Source organism: Pelagicoccus mobilis, assembly GCF_016595505.1.
Taxonomy (GTDB): domain Bacteria; phylum Verrucomicrobiota; class Verrucomicrobiia; order Opitutales; family Opitutaceae; genus Pelagicoccus; species Pelagicoccus mobilis.
Map to the genome: position 1 here is coordinate 1 of NZ_JAENIL010000008.1, position 15704 is coordinate 15704.

The window sequence follows — 15704 nt, forward strand, 5'->3', positions numbered from 1 at the left end:
CACCGCGCTACGACATGCGATCCTCGCCACATGACGAGACACTAGTATTGGCGGCGGAGATTGCTCGGGAGGATGCCTAGCTCTTCGCGGTATTTGGCTACGGTACGGCGGGCGATCTTGAGATCCTTTTCCTTGAGGCGGGTGACGATTTCCTGGTCGCTGAGTGGCTTTGCGGTGTCTTCGGCCGCCACGAGCTGCTGGATCATGTCCTTGACGCTGGTGTTTGAAACGGCTTCGCCATCGGCGCCTTTGTAGCCCGGCGTGAAGAAGAACTTCATCTCGAAGATCCCGTGCGGGGTCTGCATGTATTTGTTGGCTATGGCTCGAGAGACGGTGGTTTCGTGGACGCCGACGATCTCGGCGACCTGGGTCATAGTGCAGGGACGGAGTTTGGAAACGCCTTCTTCGAAAAAGTCGCCTTGAATCTTTATGATCTCGTTGGCGATTCGCTCGATGGTTTGCTGGCGTTGTTCGATGGAGTTGATGAGGAATTTTCCGGACCGCATCTTTTCCTGGATATACTCCTTCTCCTTTTTCGAGACTGAGCCTTTTGCGATCATTTCCTTGTAGGTGGGGCTGATGCGGAGGCGTGGAATGTAGTCGGAGTTGAGGGTGACTTTCCATTTGTCCTCGTCCCATTCGACGATGACGTCCGGCATGATTGAGCGGTTTGTGTCCTCGGCGAAGCGTCGTCCTGGCGCTGGATCGAGGAGGGAGATTTCCTCGATGGCTTCTTGTACCTCCTCGACGGAGATGCTCATGCGGCGAGCGATGTCGGGAATTCGTCGGCGTGAGAGCAGCTTGAAGTGCTCTTGGATGATTTCGTATGCGTGCGATCTGCGGCGGCCTTTGGCTTCAAGCTGCATGGAGAGGCAGTCTTGCACGTCGAAGGCGGCGATCCCTGCCGGGTCGAATGATCGGAGGATGCGGTGTGCGTCCTGCATTTCTCCGAGGGAGAGGCCGGAAAGCAGGGCGAGATCGGAAAGGGAGGTGGAGAGGAAGCCGCTATTATCGATACTGCCGACGAGGTATTCGATGGCTTGGCGTTCGTTTGGCTCGAGATCTGCGAGGGATGCTTGGTCGAGGAGGTGTTCCTGTAGGGAGGTCTCGGATACGAGGGAGTTGAAGAAGTGCTCTCTTTTTTCCGCGTCCTCGCTGGTGTAGGTCTGGGCTCCTCCGACTTGGGACATGTAGTCCTTCCAGTCTTCGTCGAGTTTGTTGAGGATTTCGAAGTTTTCGCCGAACTCGAGTTCCTCGCTTTGGGAGCTGGAGTCGTCGCTGCTGTTTTCGGAATCGCTTGGCGCTGGCTCGTCGAGGCTGGGCGTGTCCATCGACATCTCCTCGAGGGAGGGGTTGGTTTGAAGTTCTTCGAGGATTTCCGTCCGCAGATCCATCTGGGCGACTTGCAGGATCTTGAGCGATTGACGGAGTTGGGGCGCGAGTACGAGCGTCTGTGTCTGCTTTTGTCGTAACTCTTGGTTGAAACCTTGCGCGGCCATAAATTCTAGTGTCTGTTGTTTGAGATAGGTTCTTTGATGGATTCGAGAAGGCTCGCATAGCCAAATCGGCTCGAATCGATAGCAGTGAAAGAGTTTATTTTGGGAAATGCAAGCCGCTTGAGCATGTTGAGCATGATTTATGCTGTAGCTTCACTGTCTGATTAGCTTCGCGTGATCCGGGATGGATTGACAGGGGCTGAGGACTGGCTAGAGGATCGTGGGATGATTACACTTACACCAAGGGCAGCGACTAAGATTCAGGAACTTCAGGCTGACGCAGAGGAGGGGCAGCTGCTTCGCGTATTTGTAGAGTCCGGCGGTTGTTCTGGATTTCAGTACGGCATGTCTTTCGACATGGCCAAGGACGAGGACAAGCAAATCGAGAGCGAGGGTGTGACCATCTTGATGGATGATTCGAGCCTCGCGTACATGGATGGCAGCACCATCGACTTTGACGACGGTTTGCAGGGCAAGGGATTCGAGATTCAGAATCCGAATGCAGAAAGCACCTGCGGCTGCGGAAAGTCGTTCAGCTAGATAAGGAATCTAGAGTTCTTTTGAGGCGAAATTTGGTTAATTGGCCGATTTCGCCTTTTTTGTACCCTGCTGACATAGGGTTGTCAGTTGAGTGGGGTAGTCTGCATTCGTCCCCTGCGAAGTGTCGGGGCGAAAATGCTAATCCAAAAACTGAATACCCAACCAAATGAGTGAACCAACTGTGAATTTCTCTCTTACCGTCAAAGACGGTAACAAGGCCTTGGACTTTTATGCCAAAGCTTTTGGAGCCAAGGAGCTCTATCGCATGCCGACCCCCGCGGGTGGCGTGGCTCATGCCGAGTTTCAGATCGGCAACTCGAAGATCTATCTTTCGGACGAGTCTGAAGACTGGCACGCTTTTGCGATGCCCGAAGGGGCTAAGGCTTCTTGTTTGTTTTCGATTGCGGTAGAGGGATGTGATGAGGCTTTTAGGAAAGCGATCGATGTGGGGGCCGAAGCTCTCAATGAGCCGGCTGATATGTTTTGGGGAGCTCGGTATGCGATGGTGAGAGATCCATTCGGCTATCGGTGGGCGTTGACGCAAGTTGTTGAAGAGCTGACCCCGGAGGAGATGGATCGACGAGCGAAGGAAGCGATGGGCGTGGTTTAAGGGTAAGGTGGTCTCGCCGAGACCGCCGAATTCAAATTTACTTTCTGCGGCTGCCTCGGCGAGGCAGCCCTACCTTTTCGCTATGTGGAGGGCGACCATGCCGCAGGTCATGGGGATGGCTTGGATGTCGGTGAAGCCGGCTCGCTCGAGTTCGGCGGTTATGCCTTCGCGGGGAGGGAAGGCTTCGATGGAGTCGCTGAGGTATTGGTAAGCGCTGACGTCCCCGGTGAGAGCCCCGGCAATGTTAGGCAGAAGCGTTTTTAGGTAGAAATAGTAGAGGGGGCGAATCGCTTTTGTTGGTTGGGAGAACTCTAATATATATAGGTAGCCATTTTCGGGGCGGAGGATTCGCTTCATTTCGAGCAGGCCTTTATGGCGATCGCCGAGATTGCGGTAGCCGAATGAAATCGTGACTGCATCGGTGCTGGCGTCCTCGAGTGGAAGGTCGAGGCAGTCGCCGACTTCGAAGCTCATGTTGGTGAAGCCGGCTTTGTTTTGCTTCTTTCGAGCTTCGACCAGCATTGGCTCGCAGAAGTCGAGCCCGTCGATCCGGATGTCGGGATCGAATTCTTTGCGAAGCTCGAAAGCCACGTCGCCGCTGCCAGTTGCAAGATCGGTGATGTTGGCCGGATTTCGCAGCCAGACCTCGTCGACCAGGCGGTCGCGCCAAATCGTATCGATACCAAGGCTGAGGGCCCGGTTGGCGAGATCGTACTTGGCCGCGATGCGGCTGAACATGGAGTTTACTTTGTCGGGATCTGGCATGAGGGAGACGGAAAATGGCCGCTGGGGACAGCGGCCGCTACCTTTTTATTCGCTATCTTCTTTATTATAGCTGGCGACCACCCAATTGGAGAGGGCTTTTTCGGCGTCTAGGATCACGTCTGCATCCACGGTGAAACTCTTCTGGCCGGTGTTGCGGCTAATCAGAGTGAGGCCATGGTTGAAGTCTTGGAATTTGCGTTCGCAGAGGCCGCGGATCGTTTTGTCGGTCTCGAGAGATTCTTCGATGAGGGCATCGATTGCGTCATCTGTGAAATCGAGTGTGAAGCCGTACTGGGCTTCGAAGCGACCGGTGTACTCCTGTATCTCTATTTTCAATACTTCGTGTTGATCGTGGAGGTTTTCGCGGAGGAGTTCCTTGAGATGTGTATCGGGATCTTCGATGGTCTCCTTGTTTACCTGCAGGCTTTTGATGCTGGTGGAGGGGAGTTCGAATTTGAATCCGCGGAAGGCCCGCTCGAGGATTGTCATCAAGCCGCGAGCTCCTGTCTTCTCCTTGTAGGCTCGTTCGGAGACTTCTTGGAGAGACTCGTTGTCCATCTCGAGCGATATGCCGTAGCCTTCGAAGTCGGAGATGTACTGGCGGAGAACGCTGCCTTCGGACGTTGTCATGATCTCGAAGAGATCGTTTGGTTTCAGTGGCTGGCAGGCGACTCGAACGGGAAGGCGGCCAACGAACTCGGGCTCGAAGCCGTAGTCGATGAAGTCTTTTGTCTCGGTTTGATCGAGGAAGTTCTCGTCTTCTTCATCGTCGGCTTGAACGGCGCCGAAGCCCATTGATGTGTTGCGGAGGCGTTTTTTGATTGCCTCGTCCATTTGGTCGAAAGCACCGCTAACGATGAAGAGTATGTGCTTGGTGGATACTGTGCGTTTGCGTTTTTTACCGCGTTGTAGATCCATCATCGCCTGCATTTGCCCCATCATGTCGGTCTGGCTCTGCAGGTTGACCTCGGTGTCCTCCATGAGTTTGAGGAGGTTTATCTGTACCCCACGGCCGGATACGTCGCGACCGCCTGCTCCAGTGGTCTTGTTGGCGATCTTGTCGATTTCGTCGATGTAGACGATTCCGTACTGGGCGAGTTCGGTGTCGCCGTTGGCCACTTTAACCAGGTCGCGGACGAGATCTTCCACATCGCCGCCGATGTAACCGGTTTCGGAAAACTTGGTGGCGTCGGCTTTTACGAAGGGGACGCCGACGAGTTTTGCCACGTTCCGCATCAAGTAGGTTTTTCCGACGCCGGTTGGGCCGAGTAGGATGATGTTTTGCTTGGCGTAATCCTGGTCGGCGAGGTCAGGACGCTCGAGACAGCGGCGCACGTGGTTGAAATGATCGCAGATCGCGACGGAGATGACTTTTTTCGCTTCGTTTTGCTGAATGACGAAACGGTCGAGGTAGTCGCGAATTTCGCGGGGCTTGAGGTTGAAGGCCTCGATTCGCTTGAGGGCTTCAGCTCTTTCTTTGGCTTCTTCGTCCTCTTCCTGTGGTGGTTGGGTGCCGGTTTGAGCAGTCGCGCCGCTTTCGCCCCCCATGGGGCCGCCAAAGGGCATGAATGCCTTACCTTGTTTGAACAGATCCTGCAGATTCTTCTGCAATTCTTCCATCGGATCTTTCGGTTTGTCGTCTTTGCTCATTGTGTGCGGATATTTGATGGCTTTGGGGTTGACGCAACCTAAAGTGTGGAAGTACCTTACCCTCAACTATGTAACGAGTTTTAACTCCAATTGCCGCCATGTCCAACAACCTAACAAAACGCGATATCGTTCTCCGCATATTCGAAAAGACGAAGGACGTCCCTCAAAGCAAAATTCAGGATACTGTCCAGATGACTCTGGATATCATTTTGGACGCGTTGGCAGAGGGTAGAAATGTTGAGCTTCGCAACTTCGGCGTGTTCGAGGTGCAAAAGCGTAAAGCTCGTGTAGGCCGTAACCCTAATCGCCCTGAAACAGACGTCGTAATCCCGACTCGTGCTGTTGTTAAGTTCAAGGCCGGTAAGGTGCTTAAGGCGAAAATCAAGGATATCGACCTCGAGCAACTGTAGTTGTCAGCGATTCCAAGTGATCTATTTCGAAAACGGTTCCCGGATGGGGAGCCGTTTTTTTTATGTGAGAGAGGAGGGCGGCGCTCCGTCGTTGCCTTATCGATCAGGTTGTTGGCAATGACGGAGCATTGCCCTCCTTTTGTGTATTGCTTTCGGCGGCTGGGCTTGGGCATAGTCGCCGGCTTTAATTTTCGTAGACATGGCCAGCTTTAAGACATTGCCCGGATTTCGTGAATTCTACCCTGAGGATTATGCTCAGCGTAAGCACATCTTTCAGATTTGGAGGCAGGTGGCGCGTCGCTTCGCGTTTCAGGAGTTTGACGGCCCCGTGCTCGAGTCGCTCGAGCTTTTTACGACCAAGTCTGGTCCGGAAATCGAGAGCCAGTTGTTCTGCTTCGAAGATAAGGGCGGACGTCAGGTGTCACTGCGTCCGGAGCTCACCCCATCGCTCGCTCGTATGGTTGCGGCGCGTGCGAATGGTCTGAAGCGTCCGATCAAGTGGTTCAGCATCGGCGATAATTTCCGTTACGAGCGCCAGCAGAAGGGGCGTCTTCGTTGCTTCACTCAGCTGAATGTCGATTTGCTTGGTGAGGCTGGTCCGAGTGCGGAGATCGAGTTGATCGCTTTGCTCGTCCAGAGCTTGCTTGGATTTGGGCTGACTGAAGAGGATTTCTACGTGCGTCTGAGCGACCGCAATCTGTGGATGCTTTATCTCGCTACGCTTGGCTATGATGAGGATGCGATCGGCGGGATTCTTGGCGTTGTCGATAAGTGGGAGCGCATGCCAGAGGAGAAATTGATTGCCCAGTTGCAAGAGGTGGCAGGCGAGAAGGCTGCGGAATTGAAGGCATCGGTAGATGCGTTTTTGAAGCTCGATTCGGTTGATGCGATCCGCGAGTGCTTTGCCGGAGTCGAATCGTCTGACGAGGCGAAGGCCGAACTCGATGCTCGTTTGTCTGATTGGCAAACCTTGCTCGATGGTCTCGGTGCGATGGGGCTGACTGGCTTTATTAAGATCGATTTGAGCATCGTGCGTGGCTTGGCGTACTACACTGGATTCGTTTTCGAAGCCTTTGATAAGAAGGGCGAGTTCCGCGCTCTAGCGGGTGGAGGTCGTTACGACGCTCTCGTTAAGAAAATGGGTGGTCCTGACATGCCGGCGGTAGGTTTTGGAATGGGGGATGTGGTCCTTGGCGAGCTTTTGAAGGCTCGCGGCAAGATGCCTCAGTTCGTGGAGTCACTCGACTTTTTCATCGTGAGCGGAGGCGACGCGGAGAAGCTCACGGCTCTTTCTGATGTGGCTTTGCTCCGTCAAGCAGGCTACTCGGTCGAGTATCAGCTAAAGCCGCAAGCGTTCGGAAAGCAGTTCAAGGCGGCAACCGGCTCTGGGGCTCGTTTCGCCCTTATCTATGGCTCCGAGGAACTTGAGAAGGGTGTCGTGAAATTGCGTAATTTGGCGGATCGCTCTGAGCAGGATCTGCCGCGTGACCGTTTGTTGGAAGCGGTTCGCGAACTTGTATAGTTACTTGCGGAATGGCCTTCGAACGAGATAGGGAGCGTCGCGGAGGTTTGAATACCATCTTGGTATTGGTGTCGGTCTGCGTTCTCTTTTTCTATCTGTTCGCTAACGTCGTCGTGAAGCAGAATCTGTTTGTGCCGGGACCGGCGAGTTACGAGCTCGAGGAGGGAATCCGCATGGTTCAGGTCGATGACGAGGTGGAGGTTGCGGTGTTTTGGGGCGCGACTCCGGGAGCGAAAAAGACGGTTTTCTACTTCCACGGTAACGCGGAAGACATTGGGGACGTCGCTTTTATCCTTAACAGTTACAGACTGCAGGGAGTGAACGTTCTTTGTTTCGATTACCGTGGCTACGGGCTTTCTGGAGGAACTGCGACGGAGAGAAATTCGATCGCGGATGCGAATGCTGTTCTTGACTACGCGATTTCGAACTTGGGCGTGGATCCCGATCAAGTTGTGTTTCACGGCCGTTCCCTTGGGGGAGGCCTAGCCGCTGATCTTGCAGTTGAGCGAGGGGCGGCCGGTTTGATCCTGGAATCTACTTTTTTGAGCGTCTACCGTCTCTACCTCCCGATGGAATGGCTTCCAGGGGATAAGTTTACCAATTACAAGAAGGTTTCGGATCTCGAGTGCCCAACATTCATTCTGCACGGGAGAGAGGATCAGGTCGTCCCGTTTCAGCAGGGAGAGACGTTGGCTGAACTTGTCCCCGGTGAACTGCTGAAGGTGCATTGGTTTGATGGAGTAGGGCACAACGATCTGGTACATCGAGAAGGTTCAACCTATTGGGCGGCGATTCGGGCTTTCTTGGCTGAATTGTAGGCCCCGAAATCTAGGGAGAATACCCTTGTGATCGCAGGTATTAGAACCTGCTCCATTCTATATTTGCTTTTTAGAAGTCATCACTTTTGATGGGGCCTCTTTTTTTCAGATGAAAATCCTAGTAGCAGATAAAATCTCGTCGATTGGTGTCGACTTCCTGAAGCAGCAGGAGGGGTTCGAAGTTGTAGAGGCATACGGTCTTTACAAGGAGGACTACTCCAAGTTCCTGGAATTAGCGAAGGGCTCCTCCGCTATTATCGTGCGATCCGACTCCAAGGTTACTAGGGAAGTAATCGAAACAGCGGCTCCCGAGCTGAAGGCGATTGGCCGTGCCGGTGTTGGTGTCGACAACATCGATGCTGAGGCGGCGACTGACTACGGTGTGGTTGTTATGAACACGCCTGGCGGAAACACGATCGCGACTGCCGAACTCACTTTCACGCACATGCTCTGTGGTGCGCGTCCAGTTCCTCAAGGTGCTCAGTCCATGCGCGAAGGCCGCTGGGATCGTAAGATCCTCGGTGGTAGCGAGCTCTTCAAGAAGACTCTCGGTGTTTGCGGCATGGGCCGTATCGGCGCTGAGGTTGCGAAGCGTGCAAAGGCATTCGGGATGGAAATCCTCGCTTACGATCCATACCTCTCTGCTAACAAGGCGGAAGCGTTGGGCGTAGAAGCTGTCGAGCTGGAAGAGCTATTCGCCAACTCGGACTACATCACCGTCCACATGCCTTTGACCGACGCGACTCGCGGAATGATCAATGCGGAGTCTATTGCGACTATGAAGGACGGCGTTCGTCTCTTCAACTGTGCGCGTGGCGGTATTATTAATGAAGAGGATCTCCTCGCAGCTCTCGAAAGCGGCAAGGTTGCAGCAGCAGGTCTCGATGTTTACGCGTCTGAGCCGCTTGCAGAAGATCACCCATTCCGTTCTGCTAAGAACCTCAACCTCACTCCTCACTTGGGTGCTTCTACAGAAGAAGCGCAGGAGAGTGTTGGTCTCGAGATCGCGGAAAGCGTAACTAGCGTTATCCGTGGTGGCGGTATCCGCAACGCGATCAACATGCCATCTCTCGACGAGCAAACTCTCAAGACTGTTGGTCCATACCTCGATCTTTGCTCCGCTCTTGGTTCTCTCGTTCAGCAGCTCGCTCTTGAGAAGATCGAAAAGCTCAAGATCACATACTCCGGCAAGATCGTTGACCTCGATGCGAATTCTCTGACTCGCGGCATCATCAAGGGCTTCCTCAAGGACATCAGCAGCAACGCGAATTTCGTAAACGCTCTGGTCATCATGGAGCGTCTCGGCCTCAACGTCGACGTTCTCAAGTCGTCCGAAGAAACCGACTACACTGAGCTCATCAAGGTTGAAGCTGAGTGCGCGAACGGCGAAAACGTTTCCGCTGAAGGTACTCTCATCGGCAAGGGCAACTCTCCACGTGTTGTTGCGATCAATGGTCGCGAAGTGGAAGTTGAGCCACACGGCTGCATGCTCGTCATCGCTAACAGCGACGAACTCGGCATTGTTGGTAAGATCGGAAGCATCATCGGCAAGGACGGCGTTAACATCGCTGCAATGTCCCTCAGCCGTAACGAAGTTGGCGGCGTCGCTCTTAACATCGCGTCTCTCGATAGCGATCTCAGTGACGCAGCCATGGACGAGATCAAGTCCATCGAAGCAATCAAGCAGGCGAAGGTCGTTCACCTGTAATTGCTTTTCGGATATAGCGAATGTCCTTCGATCCCATAGTTGCAATCGCTGCCGCAGGAGCAGGGTACCTTATCGGTTCCCTGCCTTTTGGCTATTTGGTGGCGAAGGCTAATGGCGTCGATATCTTCAGCGTTGGCAGCAAAAATCCAGGTGCGACCAACGTTAAACGCTGCGTGGGCAAGAAGGCGGGCAATATCGTCTTTTTGCTTGATGCGGTTAAGGGATTCATCGCCACCGGTTGGCCGATGATTCTAGAAGGACAATCAATCTACTATGGATTGATCGGCCTTGTATTCGCGGTGGTAGGACATTCGTTTTCGCTCTTCATGAAATTTCGTGGAGGGAAGGGCGTGGCAACTATGCTGGGAGGCGTAGTTGCTCTCATGTGGCCGGCGGCACTCGTCGGCGTACTTGTGTGGCTCGCTGTATTTTACTCCTCCCGTTATGTGTCTTTGGCGTCGATCTGTTTGGCTATTAGCCTGCCGATTACCAACTTGATAATTGGTGAACCTGCGATTCTGACGTGGGTTTCGCTAGCTCTCGGTTTGCTCGTGGTCGTGCGGCACAAAGATAACATCGTCCGCCTGATGAAAGGCACGGAAAACAAGTTTGCTAAGAAATAGATGAGCGATCGCGTGATAAAGGTAGGCCTCTGCGGCTTTGGTGTCGTGGGGCAAGGGGTGTTCAATCACCTGCAGAAACGTGAGAACGACTTGAGTGACCAGCTTGGCGCGAAAGTCGAAGTGGCTCGTATTGCAGTGCGTGATACAAGCAAGAAGCGTGATTTTGATTTCGATTCTTCAATCTTGACGACCGATCCCCTTTCGATTGCGAGCGATCCAGAGATTGACGTTGTTTGTGAGTTGATGGGCGGAACCGGTATCGCACTCGATGTGACGCTCGAAGCACTCAAGGCAGGCAAGGTTGTGGTCACTGCCAACAAAGCTCTCATTTGCGACCACGGTGAAGCCGTGTTTGCGGCAGCGGAGCAGGGTGGAGGACAGATCTTGTTCGAAGCGAGTGTGGCAGGTGGTATTCCAGTGATCAAAGCGATCAAGGATGGTCTCGTAATCAATCGCTTCAGCTCGATCTACGGTATCCTCAACGGTACTTGTAATTACATCCTAACTCGCATGACCAACGAAGGGGCTTCCTATCAGGATATCCTTGTTGAGGCGAAGGAGCTTGGTTACGCCGAGGCAGACGAGTCTCTCGATGTGGATGGTATCGACACAGCCCATAAGGCTGTTGTTCTAGCTTACCTCGCGTATGGCCGTTGGGTTCCTTACAAGGATATCCTTGTTCAAGGCATTGCTGAAGTGACACAAGAGGACATCGCGTTCGCGAAGGAGAATGACTACGCGATCAAGCTGCTGGCGACGATGGATGTGGCTCATGCTTCGGGTAAGCTCTACATCTCTATTCTTCCAACACTCGTATCCAAGAAGTATGTGCTTGGTAGCGTGGACGGCGTTTTCAACGCGGTTTCGATTCACGGAGATGTGGTTGGAGAAACCGTTTACATTGGTCCAGGTGCCGGACGCGATGCGACTGCTAGTGCGGTGATCGCTGATGTGGTTGATGCAGCAAAGTTACTCGTCGCAGGTGGAAGCCAGTTTGTTGATCCAGCCCCACGAGGTGGAGAACGGATCGAGTTGGCTGAGCCGGAAGAGATCAAGTCACGCTACTACGTGCGTCTGCAAGTTGCTGACAAGCCGGGCGTGATGGCAGAGGTAACTTCTTTGCTCGCGAAGAATGAAGTTAGCCTTGCCAGTGTTACGCAGAAGGAAGTCGAAGAGAACGCGGCGAGCGCGACCTTGATCATGACTACTCACATGACGACAGAACAAGCGATCCTCGATGCGGTGAGAGCCCTCGAAGAAAGCTCCAGCGTGGAAGGTAAGCCTTTCACCATGCCTATCAGCAGCTTCGAAAGCTAAGCTGTATTCAATTTTTAGAACCGTATCCTAATGGCTCGTATAGTTAAAAAATTCGGTGGCACTTCCGTAGGAGATGTAGACCGCATTAAGAATGTGGCGAACATCATTAAGGAAGATGTCGAAAAGGGACACCAAGTTGCGGTGGTCGTATCCGCTCGCTCTGGTGTTACCAACGAATTGATTGCCCGCGCAAAGGCGATCAATGAGCAGCCAGATGAGCGCGAGATGGACGTGCTATTGGCTGTGGGAGAGCAAGAGACCATCGCGTTGACCGCTATGGCTTTGCATGCTCTCGATATCGAGGCCATTTCCATGACCGGTGCCCAAGCCGGTATTAAGACCGACCCAGCTCACACGCGTGCTCGTATCAAGAGCATGAATTGCGAGAAAATAGTTACGCATCTCGAAAAGGGTAGCGTTGTGATCGTAGCTGGGTTCCAAGGCGTAAACGACGAAGGAACTACCACCACTCTCGGTCGTGGCGGCTCTGACCTTTCGGCTATTGCCCTCGCAAGCGGTCTCAACGCTGACCTTTGCCAAATCTATACTGACGTCGATGGCGTCTACACCGCTGATCCTCGAATCGTTCCTAATGCGAGCAAGATCCAGGAAATCAGCTATGAAGAAATGCTCGAGATGGCGAGTCTCGGCACCAAGGTGATGCAGGCCCGTTCGGTTGAATTCGCCAACAAGTATAATGTCGTATTCGAAGTACGATCCAGTTTTGACACCTCAATCCCAGGCACAATCGTGAAACAGGAAGTAAGCTCAATGGAAGACGTCGTGGTACGCGGCGTAGCGCTCGACAGAAACCAGGCCAAGATCATGGTCAGCAACATCCCGGACAAACCTGGCTCTGCAGCTCAGATCTTCGAGGTTCTCGGTTCGTCGAATGTTGTAGTGGATATGATCGTACAAAACATCGGTCGTAACGGTGTGGCGAACATGACCTTCACCGTTCCGCGCGATGATTCACAGCGTGCTCTCGATGCGGTTGAGAAGGTTCTCAACGAGCTTGGTGGTGGTGAGGTTTCCGTGTTTGGTGACATCGTAAAGCTCTCCGTGGTCGGTATCGGTATGCGTAGCCACTCCGGTGTCGCGAGCCAGCTCTTTGCTGCGTTGGCAAATGCGAAGTCCAATATCCAGATTATCAGCACTTCCGAAATCAAGATCTCTGTAGTAATCGATGAAGAAGGCGCGGATGAAGCAGTACGTCTCGTTCACACTGCCTTCGGTCTAGATAAATCTGAGGGCTAAATCTCGTGAAATTCGTTAGCACTAGAGGCCAGACTGAACCGCACAGCTTTTCTGAGGCGGTTAAGATCGGACTTGCTCCTGATAAGGGCTTGTTCGTTCCGGAAAAGATGCCGGACCTCAGCGAGGAGATTCCTACCTGGGAAGGTCTCTCGTATCCGGAGGTGTGCTACGAATTTTTCAAGCACTTCGCCACGGACATTCCTGGTGATGAATTGAAAGCTCTGATCGAGAAGGCGTACAGCCGTTTCGATCATGAAGAGCACGCTCCGCTCATTAAGCTGAGCGACAAACTTTACGTCCAGGAGCTCTTCCACGGTCCAACGCTCGCGTTCAAGGATTTCGCTCTGCAGTTGCTCGGTTGTTTGTACGAGCGTCAGGTTGCGAATACTGGCGAAAGCATCAACGTACTCGGAGCTACTTCCGGTGATACAGGTGCTGCAGCGATAAACGGCCTGCTCGGGAAGAAGGGCGTTAACATTTTTATCCTGTATCCAGATGGTCGTGTGTCTCCGCTGCAGGAGCGTCAGATGACGTGCTTGGAAGAGGATAACGTTTTCCCGCTCTGTATCGAAGGAAGCTTCGATGATGCCCAAGCGGCGTTGAAGGATGTGTTTGGCGATAAGGAGTTCAGTGAAGAGGTTCACCTCTCGGCGGTTAACTCCATCAATCTCGCCCGTATCCTCGCCCAGTGCGTGTATTACATCTACGCATACTTAAAGCTGCCAGCTGAGCGTCGTGAGCGTGCGACATTCGTAGTTCCAACCGGCAACTTCGGCAACGTACTCGCAGGGTGGATGGCTTCGCGAATGGGGATGATCGTTGATGGGTTCCGCGTGGCGACGAATCAGAACGACATTTTGCACCGTTTCTTTGCTGAGGGAGATTACTCGGTTGGAGACGTTTTGCCAAGCCACGCTCCGTCGATGGACATCCAAGTGGCGTCTAATTTCGAGCGCTTCTTGTATTTCTCCTTGGGCGGAAATGCTCAAATGACGCGTGAGATCATGGAGAGTTTCAAGAAGGATGGAAACTTCCAGGTCGGAGGAATGGCGATCACTGAGTTCATGACGAGTACTCGCATGGACGACGCTGAGATCGCTGAAGTCATTTCTAAGGTGTATCGCGAGCACGACTACGTTGCTGATCCGCATACAGCATGTGGTTTCAAGGATCTTGATCATCTCGAAACTGCGATTATCCTTTCTACAGCACATCCAGCCAAGTTCCCGGATGTCGTTGAAAAGTGCACCGGCAAGGAGCCGACGCACGAAAGCTTGGAAGCCCTAAAATCGAAGGAGATTCGCAAATTCTCCGTCGCACCAGATGAAGCGTCGATCAAGGCCTTCATCCGTTCCAAGCAATAGATTTATCCCAATTTACCTAATCCAAGAGGTTTTATTATGAGCAAGCCAACCATATTGATGTACGATACCACGTTGCGAGACGGCACCCAAGGCGAGGGCGTCTCCTTTTCTGTGACGGACAAACTCCGAATTGCGGAGAAGTTCGACCAGTTTGGTATTGATTATATTGAAGGTGGTTGGCCTGGCTCCAACCCGCGTGACATGGCCTTCTTCGAAGAAGCGAAGAAGCTGAACCTGAAGCACTCTAAAATTGCTGCCTTCGGCTCTACTCGTCGTGCAAACCTCACTGCGGAAGAAGACCCACAGCTTAAGACTTTGATCGATGCTGGGACTCCAGTTGTTACCATCTTCGGTAAGACTTGGTTGTTGCACGTGACTGAAGTCATCCGCGTGAAGCCGGAAGAGAATCTGGCGATGATTGAGGACAGTGTTCGTTTCCTCAAGTCACACGGCCGCGAAGTCATCTACGACGCGGAGCATTTCTACGACGGTTACGTAGACAGCCCGGAGTACGCGATGCAGACTCTCGAGGCTGCGGTACGCGGTGGTGCGGACAATCTCTCCCTTTGTGACACCAATGGCGGCAAGCTGGTTAGCGAACTGCAGGAAATCACAAAGGCGGTCGTGGAGCGTTTCCCAGAAGTTTCCGTGGGCGTTCACTGTCACAATGACTCTGGTCTTGGCGTTGCTCTTTCCCTCGGTGGTGTAGACGCAGGCGCGACTCTTGTTCAAGGTACTTTCAATGGTTATGGTGAGCGTGTTGGTAATGCGAATCTCACTACGATCATCCCAAACATCGCTCTTAAGATGGGGTATCCGCTCAATTGTACGGACCATCTCAAGAGCACGCGTGAACTCTCAATGTTCATCGCGGATCTCGCGAATTTGGAGCACGACAATAAAGCGCCATTCGTTGGTTTGTCTGCTTTTACTCACAAGGGTGGGGCACACGCGGACGCTACCAAGAAGGTGAGCTATAGCTACGAGCATGTTGACCCAACTAAGGTCGGAAATCGTCAGCGGGTACTCGTATCCGATATGGCAGGACGTAGTAGCCTGTTGATGAAGGCTCAGGAGCTTGGATTCGATATCGATCGTAACTCTCCTGAAACAAAGGTGATCATCGATAAACTCAAGGAGCTCGAGTATAATGGTTATGAGTTCGAGTCGGCAGACGGATCGCTCCGTCTTTTGCTCGATCGTTTGACCAACAAGCACAAGTCGCACTTCGAGTTCGAAGGGTACCGCGTGATTGTTGAAAAGCGTTCGAAGGACGAGAAGCCAGTTTCGGAAGCGACCATCAAGGTGAAGGTTGACGGTGAACCGCGTTACGTGGTGGCTGAAGATCCAGGCCCTGTTGGTGCTTTGGACAAAGCTTTGCGTGTCGCTCTGGGCGATGCATTCCCGAACCTCAAGAAACTTGCTCTAAAGGACTATAAAGTTCGTATCCTCGACTCCAAGGAAGGTGCGGAAGCAAAGACTCGTGTCCTGATCGAGTCTAGTGACGAGCATGAGCTTTGGGGTACTGTTGGCGCTTCGAACAACATCATCGAGGCCAGTTGGCAGGCTATCCGCGATGCAGTCGAGTACAAGATTCTGCTCGACGATAAGGATAAGGAATAGG

At 52.9% G+C, this 15704-nt stretch carries 14 protein-coding genes; 11 read left to right on the top strand and 3 right to left on the bottom strand.

The genetic code is table 11. The features are described from left to right. Positions 1-41: 41 nt before the first annotated feature. Positions 42-1499 carry an RNA polymerase factor sigma-54 gene (gene rpoN / locus JIN87_RS05365; RefSeq protein WP_200354503.1) on the bottom strand — a complete coding sequence of 486 codons (1458 nt, stop codon included), beginning with the start codon at positions 1497-1499 and terminating at the stop codon, positions 42-44. Between the two features lie 222 nt (positions 1500-1721). On the opposite strand from rpoN, the gene erpA reads away from it, so the two are divergent. Together erpA and JIN87_RS05375 are read left to right on the top strand one after the other, a co-directional pair. Then, the gene (erpA, locus tag JIN87_RS05370) at positions 1722-2036 is read left to right on the top strand and encodes an iron-sulfur cluster insertion protein ErpA (RefSeq protein WP_200354504.1); all 315 of its coding nucleotides are present in this window, start codon (positions 1722-1724) and stop codon (positions 2034-2036) included. A gap of 166 nt (positions 2037-2202) precedes the next feature. Then, entirely contained in the window at positions 2203-2646 is a 444-nt protein-coding gene (locus tag JIN87_RS05375) for a VOC family protein (RefSeq protein WP_200354505.1), read from the top strand. Between the two features lie 69 nt (positions 2647-2715). Here JIN87_RS05375 and ubiE read toward each other — a convergent pair whose 3' ends face one another. After that, complete coding sequence (ubiE, locus tag JIN87_RS05380; protein WP_200354506.1) at positions 2716-3411, bottom strand: bifunctional demethylmenaquinone methyltransferase/2-methoxy-6-polyprenyl-1,4-benzoquinol methylase UbiE; 696 nt, start codon at positions 3409-3411, stop codon at positions 2716-2718. Positions 3412-3456: 45 nt separating this feature from the next. Further along, positions 3457-5061 carry an AAA family ATPase gene (locus JIN87_RS05385; RefSeq protein ID WP_200354507.1) on the bottom strand — a complete coding sequence of 535 codons (1605 nt, stop codon included), beginning with the start codon at positions 5059-5061 and terminating at the stop codon, positions 3457-3459. A gap of 98 nt (positions 5062-5159) precedes the next feature. Here JIN87_RS05385 and JIN87_RS05390 point away from each other — a divergent pair, with 98 nt between their 5' ends. The 9 genes from JIN87_RS05390 (at position 5160) to cimA (ending at position 15703) form a co-directional block, all read left to right on the top strand. Next, positions 5160-5471, top strand: coding sequence for an HU family DNA-binding protein (locus tag JIN87_RS05390; RefSeq protein WP_200354508.1), 312 nt, complete (start codon positions 5160-5162; stop codon positions 5469-5471). 199 nt (positions 5472-5670) lie between these two features. Continuing rightward, positions 5671-6993, top strand: a complete 1323-nt coding sequence (hisS, locus tag JIN87_RS05395) for a histidine--tRNA ligase (RefSeq protein WP_200354509.1) — start codon at positions 5671-5673, stop codon at positions 6991-6993. A gap of 11 nt (positions 6994-7004) precedes the next feature. Next, the gene (locus tag JIN87_RS05400; RefSeq protein ID WP_200354510.1) at positions 7005-7811 is read left to right on the top strand and encodes an alpha/beta hydrolase; all 807 of its coding nucleotides are present in this window, start codon (positions 7005-7007) and stop codon (positions 7809-7811) included. 109 nt (positions 7812-7920) lie between these two features. Beyond that, positions 7921-9519, top strand: a complete 1599-nt coding sequence (serA, locus tag JIN87_RS05405; protein ID WP_200354511.1) for a phosphoglycerate dehydrogenase — start codon at positions 7921-7923, stop codon at positions 9517-9519. Between the two features lie 20 nt (positions 9520-9539). Continuing rightward, on the top strand, positions 9540-10142 hold the full coding sequence (gene plsY / locus JIN87_RS05410; protein ID WP_200354512.1) for a glycerol-3-phosphate 1-O-acyltransferase PlsY: 603 nt from the start codon (positions 9540-9542) through the stop codon (positions 10140-10142). Beyond that, positions 10143-11459, top strand: a complete 1317-nt coding sequence (locus JIN87_RS05415; RefSeq protein ID WP_200354513.1) for a homoserine dehydrogenase — start codon at positions 10143-10145, stop codon at positions 11457-11459. A 30-nt stretch (positions 11460-11489) separates the two neighbouring features. After that, the gene (locus JIN87_RS05420; RefSeq protein WP_200354514.1) at positions 11490-12716 is read left to right on the top strand and encodes an aspartate kinase; all 1227 of its coding nucleotides are present in this window, start codon (positions 11490-11492) and stop codon (positions 12714-12716) included. Positions 12717-12721: 5 nt separating this feature from the next. Beyond that, positions 12722-14080, top strand: coding sequence for a threonine synthase (thrC, locus tag JIN87_RS05425; RefSeq protein ID WP_200354515.1), 1359 nt, complete (start codon positions 12722-12724; stop codon positions 14078-14080). Positions 14081-14116: 36 nt separating this feature from the next. Beyond that, entirely contained in the window at positions 14117-15703 is a 1587-nt protein-coding gene (gene cimA / locus JIN87_RS05430) for a citramalate synthase (RefSeq protein WP_234033244.1), read from the top strand. The last annotated feature ends 1 nt before the right edge of the window (position 15704 follow it).